Source organism: Sphingobium phenoxybenzoativorans (assembly GCF_001757355.1).
GTDB lineage: Bacteria > Pseudomonadota > Alphaproteobacteria > Sphingomonadales > Sphingomonadaceae > Sphingobium > Sphingobium phenoxybenzoativorans.
Map to the genome: position 1 here is coordinate 1 of NZ_MINO01000098.1, position 10,542 is coordinate 10,542.

Sequence of the window (10,542 nt, forward strand, 5' to 3'; positions counted from 1 at the left end):
CCTTGTCCTTCTTTTTCTCCTGCGCCGGCCGCGCCCCGCCCGGCGGCGCCATGCCGGGCATGTCGTGCATCGAATGATCCTGGGCAAAGGCGGGTGCGGCGGCGAGAAGGGCGATCGCGCTCACCAGCGGCGTGAGGATGCGGGTCATTGCGCGTCTCCCTTCGGACGCACGCTCACGACCCGCATCATCCCTGCATGCATGTGGTAGAGGAGATGGCAGTGGAAGGCCCAGTCCCCGACCGCGTCGGCGGTGAAGTCCCAGCTCACCTTGCCGCCGGGCTGGACGATGACGGTGTGCTTGCGCGGCGCATGGTCGCCATGCCCGGTCACCAGCTCGAAGAAATGGCCGTGGATGTGGATCGGATGCCCCATCATCGTGTCGTTGATGAGATTGACGCGCACCCGCTCGCCTTCGATGAACGGGATCGGCTCGTGATGGTCCGACATTTTCTCGCCGTCGAACGACCACATGAACCGCTCCATGTTGCCGGTGAGGTGGATGTCGATGCTGCGGCTCGGCGCGCGCACGTCTGGATTGCGCTCGAGCGCCATCAGATCCTTGTAGACGAGCACCTTGTGGCCGACGTCGGTGAGGCCCTGGCCGGGCTCGCCGGTGCGGTCGACGGGCATCGGCGAGATGGTCTGGACGCTCGGATCGCGCTTCACCTGCGGCGCGTTCGAGAAGTCGCGCATCTTCATCGAACCCATCGCGTGCCCGCCATGATCCATGCCCGCCATCTGGCCATCGGCGCCCATCGCGCCGTGGTCCATGCCGGCCATCGATCCATGATCCATCCCGCTCATCGCGGAATGATCCATCCCCGAATGGTCCATGCCCGCCATGGCGCTGTTGTCCATGGTCGCCATCGCTGCCGCCGCGCCGGTCGCGAGGCGCGCGGACGCGTTCTTCTCGGCCGTCGGATCGACGCCCCGCATAGCGCCGCCCGACATGTCCATGCCTTCCATGCCCGGCATCGAGGACATGTCCATGCCCATGTCCTTCATGTCGGCGAGCGGCCGTTTGCGTAAGGGAGGCACCTCGCCAGCCATGCCGGCGCGCGGCGCGAGCGTGGCACGCGCCATACCCGAGCGGTCGATGGCCTCGCCGACAAGAGTATAGGCCTTGTCCTCGCCTGGGCTGACAACGACGTCGTAGGTCTCGGCGACACCGATCTGGAACTCGTCGACGGTGACGGGCACCACATTCTGCCCGTCGGCCTGGACGATGCTGAGCGGCAGGCCGGGTACGCGGACGTTGAAGGTGGTCATCGCCGACGCATTGATGACGCGCAGCCGCACCCGCTCGCCCGGGGTGAAGAGCGCGGTCCAGTTGTCCATCGGACCATGGCCATTGACGAGATAGGTGTAGGTCGATCCGGTGACATCGGAGATGTCGGCGGGGTCCATCCGCATCTGGCCCCAGTCGAGCCGGTCCTTGAGTGGCTGGTCCTTGCCCGAGAGCAGCCCGGCCAGCGTCTGGCGCTGGAAGTTGAAATGGCCGGGGTTGACCTTGAGACGCCGGAAGATCGCCTGCGGCGAGAGTGCGCTGTGATCGGCGAGCACGATGACATGCTCGCGGTCATAGGCGACCGGATCGGCACCGGCGGGGTCGATGATGATCGGGCCGTAATGGCCTTCCTGCTCCTGCAGGCCCGAATGGCTGTGATACCAGTAGGTGCCGCTTTGCACGACGGGGAACTGGTAGAGGTAGTTCGATCCCGGCTTGATGCCCGGAAAAGACACGCCCGGCACGCCGTCCATATTGGCCGGCAGGATCAGCCCGTGCCAGTGGATCGAGCTGTCCTCCTCGAGTTGATTGACGACGTTGAGCCGCACGCGCTGGCCTTCGCGCAGCCGGATCAGCGGGGCGGGGACCGTGCCGTTGAGACCGATTGCGCGGAACTGGCGCCCGTCGATGCTCATCGACTGCCGGGCGATGGTCAGCGTGATGTCTTCGCCCGACACGGTCGGTAGCGTCGGTCGCATCCCCGGCGAGATGGTCTGCGCCCAGGCAGGCAGCCAGGCTGATAATGCGGCGCCACCACCGGCGAGGGCCGCGCCGCGAAGGAACTGGCGGCGGTCGAGGGCAGAAATCATTCGGTTTGTCTCAGCTTGCGGAAAGAGGGCGGACCTATTGGAAATACGCAGCCCACCCGCCTGCCCCTCAAACTTTCTTCAAACTTTCCGCGAGGCGCGCCCGGGCGCGGTAGAGGCGGGTCTCGACGGCCTTCTGGGAGATGCCGAGGATCTCGGCGGTTTCGGCTTCCGATTTCTCGTCGATCGTCCGCAAAATAAGCGTGTCCTTGAGGGAAGACGGCAGGGCAGCAATCGCTTTCATTGCTTGCGCGAGCTGCTGTTCGGCCCCGATCGCCTGATCGGGCAGCGGTGCGTCGTCGGCGACGCCGTCCGCCTCGCCGAGCGGTAGGGCTAGGGCAAAGAAATTTCGAACCGCTCGCCGACGCCGCCAGTCATGGCATTTGTTGATGACAATCCGGGACATCCAGACCTGGAAGGGTCGGGTTACGTCATAGCGGTTGAGTGCGGCAAAGGCCGCGACGAAGCTCGCCTGGGTGACATCCAATGCCTCATCCATAGATCCGACATGGCTGCGCACGAGCCGGTGAACCCAACCTTGATGCCGGCGGACCAGCTCGCCATAGGCCGCTTGCCGGCCTCCAAGCGCCAGAGCCGCGAGCTCCCCGTCCGAGCAGTCGGGGAGGCACGCGGTCATTCGGATTTGGCCGTCAGCGCTTTCACCACGGCGTCGTCGAATTTGTCCGTCTGATCCGGGCGCAGCACGGCCCGCATCGCGAAGATATGCTCAAGTGTTTCTTTCTGCAGCGCGCCCATGGCCTGGTGCGAGCGATCCACCGCAGTTGCGACTTGCGGGCCATAGCCATGCTCCGCTTCGATCGCTTCCGCGAGACGCGCATTGTCGGCGCGCAATTCGGCCTCCAGCGCTTGACGCCGGATCGCGTAGTTCTTCTCGATTGTCTCGAGTCGGCTGTGTTGCGCTGAATTCAGCTTCAGATCGCGATGGAGCAGCTCGTGCAGCTCATTTTCGACCGGGCGCACTGGAACCACATAGACGCGGCCAATGACAACGCCAGCGATCGCCGCGGCGAAGGTCACCAGGACGAGGAGCAGGAGCCGGCGGCGGTCGCGCATCACTGCGAGCTCAGCAGCGTCGAGGGCGCAAGCGCGAGCCGAGCATCGAAGGGCGATAGCGGTTTGGCATCAGCAGACCGTGTCGGAACTGCCGAGCCGGCAATTCCGATGAACAGCGCGGTTGCGGCCGCGATGCCGAACGTCATAGCGCCAAGGCTTGGTATGGCCCGGATGCGCGCTATTTCCGCCATGACCCGGCTTTCCAGGCCGCCGAGCCTGGGATCGAGAGGCGCATCGCGCAACCGCGAGAGCAGGTGGTCAAGTTCATCCATGGTGCTTCTCCGTCTTCATCCTTCAATACGCACGATGGTCCAGGAACCCTTGCTGTAGATTGAAAAGAATAATTGCGAGGGGTGGGGGCTCGGGCTGCGTATTGTCTCATGGGATCTACAGGAGAATGTTCCAATGCGTTTCTTTTCGCCTCTCGCAGTTATCGCCGCCGTCGGCCTGAGTGTTTCTGCTCCGGCCTACGCGCATCCCAAGCTTGTGTCCTCGACGCCCGCCGCGAACGCCAGCGTCTCGGCGCCTTCGCGTATCACGCTCACCTTCAGTGAAGGTCTGATGCCGAAGCTGTCGGGCGCCGAGATCGTGATGACCGGCATGCCCGGCATGCCCAACCACCGCATGGCGGTTACCGGCTTCAAGACGGCCGTCGAAGGCGGCAAGACGCTCGTGCTGGCGCTCGACAAGCCGCTCATGGCAGGCAGCTATCAGGTCGCCTGGCACGTCGTCTCGACCGACACGCACCGCATCCAGGGAAATCTCGCCTTTACCGTCAAGTGAAGCCATGAACGACGTGGCACTCGTCGCCGTCCGCTGGGCACTCTACGTCGATCTCGGCCTGCTGTTCGGCCTGCCGCTGTTCGCGCTCTATGCGCCTGGCGGCGGCCGGATCGTTCAGCGGCATATGCCGATGGCGGCAATGGTGGCCTGTCTCGCCTGTCTCGCCCTCTTGCTGTCGGCGCTGGGGTTCGCGTTGCAGGCTGCGGCCATGACCGGCCTGCCGCTCACCCAGCCTGATCTATCCATGGTCGCAGACCTCATCAACGGCACGTCCATGGGAACGGCGCTGAAGGCGCGTCTTGTCGCGCTTCTTGTTCTTCTGCTCTGCATCCCCTTCTATCGCCGGCAATCCCGTCCTGTCTTTATCGCGTCCACTCTGGCAGGCGCGGTCGCGCTCGCGACCCTCGCCTGGAGCGGGCATGGCGCGGCCGGCGAAGGCGAGGCGGGCTGGCTGCAACTGGGGGCCGATCTCATCCATCTGCTCGCCGCCGGCGCCTGGGTCGGCGCGCTTGCCGCATTCCTTGCGCTGGTTCTTACCAGGCTCGCAACCGATGATCTCGCCACTGAAGACATGGACCGGGTCATGCTCGCCGAGGAAGCGCTGCGGGGCTTCTCCCTCGTCGGCACGATCATCGTCGCCCTGCTGATCCTGACCGGGACGGTGAACGGCTGGTTCCTGGTCGGCCCGGGCAACATCGCGTCTCTCGGGCAGTCGACCTACGGCCTGCTGCTCATCGCCAAGCTGCTGCTCTTCGCCGGCATGCTGGGCCTGGCCGCGCTCAACCGTTACCGCCTGACCCCGGCACTGGCGCAGGCGATCGAGGAAGAGGACGCGCCCCGGGCGCAGGCGCTGTTGCGGGCGAGCCTCGTCGTCGAAGGCGGTCTTGCGATCGTCATTCTCGGGCTGGTCGCCTGGCTGGGGACACTGTCGCCACCCATGTCGATGTAGTTTATCGTTTCGAACGCCTCGCGTTGGGAGAAGCCAATGCAATCGTACACCCCGCCGCGCGGGACTGGATCGACGAAAGACTATGATCGCGCGATCCGCCTGTGGGCGCGGGAGAAGCGGTGGCGTGCCGCCATGCTTGCCATGCTGCGTCCGGATTGGCGCCTGGTAATCGCCGATTATGGCCGCCAGCACGGGTCTCATGCGGCTCGCCTTCCGCCTGACCGTGCAGCGGCTCGATGGCATCGACGATACCCAGCCCAATGCCGACGGCGTGCTCCCCGGCCTGATGGCGGCCAAGCGAACGGGCCCGCCGATTTGGCCGCTTAGGCGATTACGTATTGAGCCTGACACGGTGTCAGACCCTAGATCGTCAGGCGTCGAAAGGAGCGAGGCGATGAACGAGACACATGGAGCGGCGCATGGCGGCGGTTGCTGCGGCGGCCACGGCACCGCTAAAGCGGCGACCGGCGTCAAGGACCCGGTCTGCGGCATGACCGTCGACCCGGCGACCACGGCGCATCGCGCCGAGCATAGCGGTGAAAGCTATCATTTCTGCAGCGCGGGCTGCCGGACCAAATTCATCGCCGATCCCGAGCGCTATCTCGGCCCGCCGACGCCGCCGGTCGCGGCGCCCGAAGGCACGATCTGGACCTGCCCGATGCATCCCGAGATCCGCCAGGACCATCCCGGGTCCTGTCCGATCTGCGGCATGGCGCTCGAACCCGCGACCGTGACCGCCGACAGCGGCCCCAGCCACGAGCTAGTCGATTTCACGCGGCGCTTCTGGGTCGGCCTCGTGCTGGCTCTCCCGGTGCTGATCCTCGAGATGGGCGCGCATGTCTTTCCCGCGATCCATCGCCTCGTGCCGATGTCTATCTCGGTATGGATCCAGTTCGTGCTGGCGACACCCGTCGTGCTGTGGGCGGGCTGGCCGTTCTTCGAGCGTGGCTGGGCCTCGCTCAAGACCCGCAACTTCAACATGTTCACCCTGATCGCGATGGGGACCGGGGTCGCCTGGATCTACAGCGTCATCGCGACGCTCGCGCCTCAGCTGTTCCCGCCGGCCTTCCGCGGCGAGGACGGCATGGTTGCCGTCTATTTCGAGGCGGCCGCGGTGATCACCGTCCTCGTGCTGCTCGGCCAGATGCTCGAACTGCGCGCGCGGGAACGCACCTCGGGCGCGATCAAGGCGCTGCTCAACCTTGCACCAAAGACCGCGCGCCGGATCGGTTCTGATGGGAACGAAGAGGAAATCAGCCTTGATCTGGTTGCGGTGGGCGACCGCCTGCGGGTGCGGCCGGGCGAGAAGGTGCCGGTCGACGGCGTAGTCGAGGACGGCCGCTCCTCGCTCGACGAGTCGATGGTCACCGGCGAATCCATGCCCGTCACCAAGGCAAAGGCCGACACAGTGATCGGCGGCACGCTCAACCAGACCGGTGCGCTGGTGATCGTCGCCGACAAGGTCGGCCGCGATACCATGCTCGCACGCATCGTCCAGATGGTCGCTGAGGCGCAGCGCTCGCGCGCGCCGATCCAGCGCATGGCCGATCAGGTGTCGGGCTGGTTTGTGCCCGTGGTCATCGCGGTCGCGGCCGTCGCGTTCATCGCCTGGGGCATCTGGGGTCCCGAGCCGCGCTTCGCCTATGGGCTGGTGGCGGCGGTCGCCGTGCTGATCATCGCCTGTCCCTGCGCACTGGGGCTGGCAACGCCGATGTCGATCATGGTCGGGGTCGGCCGCGGCGCCGGGCTCGGTGTCCTCATCAAAAATGCCGAAGCACTCGAGCATATGGAGAAGGTCGACACTCTCGTCGTCGACAAGACAGGCACGCTGACCGAAGGCCGGCCTGCCGTCACCCAGGTCGTGCCGGCGCCCGGCTTCGACGAAGCCGAGCTGCTGCGTCTTGCCGCCTCGGTCGAGCGGGCGTCCGAGCATCCGCTCGCGCTGGCGATCGTCGAGGCCGCCAAGGATCGCGGCATCGCCACGAGCGACGTCACCGACTTCGACTCGCCGACCGGGCGCGGCGCGCTCGGCACTGTCGATGGCTGCAGGATCGTTCTCGGCAACGCGCGGTTCCTCGGTGACGAGGGCGTCGCCACCGAGGCGCTCGCCGACCAGGCCGACGCGCTGCGCCGGGATGGCGCCACCGCGATCTTCATCGGGGTCGACGGCACAGTCGGCGGCGCCTTCGCGATCGCCGATCCGGTGAAGGCCACGACACCAGAAGCGCTCGCCGCGCTCAAGGCGGAGGGCATTCGCGTGGTCATGCTGACAGGCGACAACCGCACGACGGCGGAAGCGGTCGCCCGGCGTCTGGGCATCGACGAGGTGGAGGCCGAGGTGCTGCCCGATCAGAAGAGCGCCGTGGTCGCGAAGTTCAAGCGCGAGGGGCGGGTGGTCGCCATGGCCGGCGACGGTGTCAACGACGCCCCCGCGTTGGCCGCCGCCGACGTCGGCATCGCCATGGGTTCCGGCACCGACGTCGCGATCGAGAGCGCTGGCGTCACGCTGCTCAAGGGCGACCTGACTGGCATCGTCCGGGCGCGGCGGCTCAGCCAAGCGACCATGTCGAACATCCGCCAGAATCTCGTCTTCGCCTTCATCTACAATGTCGCGGGCGTGCCCGTAGCGGCGGGTGCGCTCTATCCGCTGTTCGGTATTCTGCTCTCGCCCATTATCGCGGCGGCGGCGATGGCGCTCTCTTCGGTGAGCGTGGTCACCAACGCGCTGCGCCTCAACCGGAAAGCACTGTGAACATCGGCGAGACGTCACGGCAGAGCGGCGTCTCTGAGCGGATGATCCGCCATTATGAAAAGATCGGCCTCATCCCGGCGCCGGCGCGTCGGGGTGCTGGCTATCGTGACTATGGCGAGCGCGACCTCCATCGCCTCCGGTTTATCGCCAATGCCCGCGATCTCGGCTTCCCGATCGAGGAGATCCGCACGTTGCTCAGCCTTTGGGCCGATACCGGCCGTGCCAGCGCGGAGGTGAAGCGGCTTGCCCTTGCCCGCGCCGATGAGTTTCAGCGCAAAGCCGAGGCGTTGACGGCGCTGCGCGACACGCTAATCGACCTGGCCGAGCGCTGCCAAGGCGACGAGCGGCCGGATTGTCCGATCATCGCCGAACTGGCCGCGGCCCGATCCGCATAGCATCCGGCATCGCACGGCCGAGAATTTTAGGGGTGCCCGTTTTCGGTCGATTCGTGCAGGTCGACGGCGAAAGCGATCCGCAACAGGTCGGGCAGGCTTTGCGCGTTGAGTTTGATCATCAGACTGGCCCGATGCAGCTCGACCGTGCGCGACGTGACGCCGAGTTTATCTGCGATAAGGCTATTTGGATAGCCTCGCGAAATTCCTCTCAGAACGGCCCGTTCGCGCTGCGTCAGTCTCGCGGCTTTCGAAAGAGCGTCGGCCTGTTCGGAGGCACGACGGGCTATACTCTCAAGCCAGCTGAAGCCGCGGTCGATCGCGCCGAGCAATGCGGCCTTCTCGACCGGTTTGGCGAGAAAGTCGGCAGCGCCCGCCTTCATCGCCTGTACGGCGAGCGTAGGATCGCCATTGCCCGTCAGCACCACGACGGGCATGTCGATACCGCGTCGCGTCAGCTCCGCCTGAACCTGCAGGCCGTCCATGTCGGGCATGTGCATGTCGAGAACCACGCAGCCTTTCTCGGCGTCCTCTGCGCTCAACAGAAACTCCGGCCCCGAAGCGTAGGCTTCTACGGCAAACCCTGCGGTCCGCAACGTGAAACTTAGTGCTTTTCGTATTGTCTCTTCGTCATCGACGATATGCACGACGCGCTTGTTCCCCATAGCCCCCGAGATCGATCAATACGCAGTGCCGCGAGGGCAGCGCTTCAAGGGATACTTCTCTGCACGTTGGACTATGGTCCCAGGTCAAGAGTAAAAATTTGGCGAGGCAAAACGGCGAAGGACAGCGAAACTGTGAGGGTTCGGCTACTCCGCTCACACCAATGCCGCGGTCGCTGCGGCTCATTGCCGGGTCTCTGCTCCGGACGATGCATGCGAGTTGCCCGCGCCGCCCTCGGCGCGATCGAGCCATCGCTACGCTTCCATCACATCGTCGACCGGCAGCGGGTTACTGGCGCCCGGCGGGCGAGGGGGGCGGGTTGGCCCTTGACGGCTGCGCGATCGGACGCCCAGGATAGCAGGGTGGCGCGCTTTACTTCGGGCTCAAGCTTCAGGTGCCCAGCAACGTCGAGGGGATCGATGAACGAGCGTGTGTGCGACACGACATATCCTCCTTCCCTGCCGCGATTTTCTCCGAAAGGGAGATCTCAGGAGATTGGTTCGGACTCGTTTAGGGTCAATGGATGAGGACGCGCACAGCGTTTGCCGGGCGTTCATTTCCGTCTTAGAACTGACGCGCAGCACGCCATTCAATCCGGTGGCGAACGGCCTCCGCGATCGCTGGCATGACGTCTATATCATTCGACGCATGTGCAACCGCGTTCGTGCTGACGATCCTTTCGATAAGCCCACCCAGAACCTGCGCTGCATCGCCGGCAAAAAGCGGATGCACGACCACGCAATCCGGTCGCGCGAACCCCATGCCGACCAGTTGGCGCGCCGCCTCGGTGAGGGTCCGACCGGATGAGGCGATATCGTCGACCAGCACCGGCTGGCGATCGAGAAACGCTGGGGCATTCGGAATCGAGATGGTGACGTGACGGTCGCCGGATCGGATTTTCTCGCACACGAGAAACGGAGCATCGGCATCGGCCGCCACCTGCGAGACCCACTGTTCGCTTTCCAGGTCCGGACCGATGATCAGCGGGCGAGCGACATTGCGCTTGATCCACGAGGCCAAAAACGGCGCGGCATGAACAACCTGGGTTGGGATGCGGTAGATTTCCGACAATTCATGGTAGCGATGGAGATGCGGATCGACCGTCACCAGCCAGTCGAGATGGCGAGACAGGATCGCAGCAAAGGTTCGCGACGTCACCGCCTCGCCGGCATGGAAGCGTATGTCCTGGCGCATGTAAGCGAGGTAAGGGGCGACGAGCCCGATCCTGCGAGCGCCAAGATCGCGCGCGGTGTCGGCTGCGAACAGCAGCGGCAACAGCTTGGCGTCCGGATGATCGAGACTGGACAGCAGGATGACCTCGCGGTCGCTGACGTCGTTTCCGACCCTGAGATAGGTTTCCCCGTCAGGAAACTGACGATGCTCGATCGTGCCGACCTCTGCATCGAGCGCGGCGGATAGCGGCTGTGCCAGGGCCTCGCTGCCAGACAGCGCGAACAGGACGGGACGGTTCATAGCGCTTCAATCCCGAAGATCGGCCCGTCGCTCACGGCATAGGCCGCCGCATAGTCGAGCTCGCCCGGGCTCTCGGCATGAATGCTACACAAGGGAGCCCCGGCATCCACCATCTGGTTCAGCCGACACTGCAGTGCGACGCCAGCGGCCTTGGCCACCGGCGCGCCGGCGAGCTTCGCGACCGTCGCAAGCTTGCGGTTGTCGATACTCACCAGGCGGCCGCTATAGGGAGCGATCATATCCTGCTGAAACCGGGCGACCGGTGGAGCCCGCATGCCGCCCTGCGCTTCGCAGATACGTTGGAACTTGGCCCAGGCCCCGCCGCTTTCGAGACACGCCCGCGCACGCGCATAGCCTTCGCC

The 10,542-nt window shown here is 65.3% G+C and carries 11 protein-coding genes and 1 pseudogene; 4 read left to right on the forward strand and 8 right to left on the reverse strand.

Features of this window, described 5'->3' with window-relative positions:
- Nucleotides 1–144 precede the first annotated feature (144 nt).
- From BHQ40_RS22485 to BHQ40_RS22500, 4 genes are all read right to left on the reverse strand, one after another.
- Nucleotides 145–2,097: a copper resistance system multicopper oxidase gene (locus tag BHQ40_RS22485; RefSeq protein ID WP_015449251.1), complete on the reverse strand. Its 1,953-nt coding sequence runs from the start codon at nucleotides 2,095–2,097 to the stop codon at nucleotides 145–147.
- Between the two features lie 67 nt (nucleotides 2,098–2,164).
- The gene (locus tag BHQ40_RS22490) at nucleotides 2,165–2,731 is read right to left on the reverse strand and encodes an RNA polymerase sigma factor (RefSeq protein WP_015449250.1); all 567 of its coding nucleotides are present in this window, start codon (nucleotides 2,729–2,731) and stop codon (nucleotides 2,165–2,167) included.
- Nucleotides 2,728–3,168 (reverse strand): periplasmic heavy metal sensor, encoded by a 441-nt coding sequence (locus BHQ40_RS22495; protein ID WP_007683368.1) that lies wholly within the window; start codon nucleotides 3,166–3,168, stop codon nucleotides 2,728–2,730. The genes BHQ40_RS22490 and BHQ40_RS22495 overlap by 4 nt, the downstream gene beginning before the upstream one ends.
- Nucleotides 3,168–3,440: a hypothetical protein gene (locus tag BHQ40_RS22500; RefSeq protein ID WP_004212738.1), complete on the reverse strand. Its 273-nt coding sequence runs from the start codon at nucleotides 3,438–3,440 to the stop codon at nucleotides 3,168–3,170. The genes BHQ40_RS22495 and BHQ40_RS22500 overlap by 1 nt, the downstream gene beginning before the upstream one ends.
- 133 nt (nucleotides 3,441–3,573) lie before the next feature.
- Here BHQ40_RS22500 and copC point away from each other — a divergent pair, with 133 nt between their 5' ends.
- The 4 genes from copC to cueR all read left to right on the forward strand — a co-directional run bounded on the left by copC (nucleotide 3,574) and on the right by cueR (nucleotide 8,047).
- Entirely contained in the window at nucleotides 3,574–3,951 is a 378-nt protein-coding gene (gene copC / locus BHQ40_RS22505) for a copper homeostasis periplasmic binding protein CopC (RefSeq protein ID WP_022684260.1), read from the forward strand.
- 4 nt (nucleotides 3,952–3,955) lie between these two features.
- Nucleotides 3,956–4,900 (forward strand): copper homeostasis membrane protein CopD, encoded by a 945-nt coding sequence (gene copD, locus BHQ40_RS22510; protein ID WP_022684259.1) that lies wholly within the window; start codon nucleotides 3,956–3,958, stop codon nucleotides 4,898–4,900.
- A 394-nt stretch (nucleotides 4,901–5,294) separates the two neighbouring features.
- Nucleotides 5,295–7,652 (forward strand): heavy metal translocating P-type ATPase, encoded by a 2,358-nt coding sequence (locus BHQ40_RS22515; RefSeq protein WP_070158015.1) that lies wholly within the window; start codon nucleotides 5,295–5,297, stop codon nucleotides 7,650–7,652.
- Nucleotides 7,649–8,047, forward strand: coding sequence for a Cu(I)-responsive transcriptional regulator (gene cueR, locus BHQ40_RS22520; protein WP_022684257.1), 399 nt, complete (start codon nucleotides 7,649–7,651; stop codon nucleotides 8,045–8,047). Before BHQ40_RS22515 ends, cueR begins: the two co-directional genes overlap by 4 nt.
- Before the next feature lie 26 nt (nucleotides 8,048–8,073).
- Here the strand turns inward: cueR and BHQ40_RS22525 are convergent, their stop codons facing one another.
- The 4 genes and pseudogenes from BHQ40_RS22525 to BHQ40_RS22535 form a co-directional block, all read right to left on the reverse strand.
- On the reverse strand, nucleotides 8,074–8,709 hold the full coding sequence (locus BHQ40_RS22525) for a response regulator transcription factor (RefSeq protein ID WP_070158013.1): 636 nt from the start codon (nucleotides 8,707–8,709) through the stop codon (nucleotides 8,074–8,076).
- A gap of 263 nt (nucleotides 8,710–8,972) precedes the next feature.
- Entirely contained in the window at nucleotides 8,973–9,149 is a 177-nt protein-coding gene (locus BHQ40_RS25400) for a hypothetical protein (protein WP_313443268.1), read from the reverse strand.
- Nucleotides 9,150–9,271: 122 nt separating this feature from the next.
- Entirely contained in the window at nucleotides 9,272–10,180 is a 909-nt protein-coding gene (locus BHQ40_RS22530) for a ribose-phosphate pyrophosphokinase (RefSeq protein ID WP_070158014.1), read from the reverse strand.
- A pseudogene (locus tag BHQ40_RS22535) lies at nucleotides 10,177–10,542 on the reverse strand (thymidine phosphorylase); the annotation flags it as partial. The pseudogene BHQ40_RS22535 and the gene BHQ40_RS22530, both read right to left, overlap by 4 nt.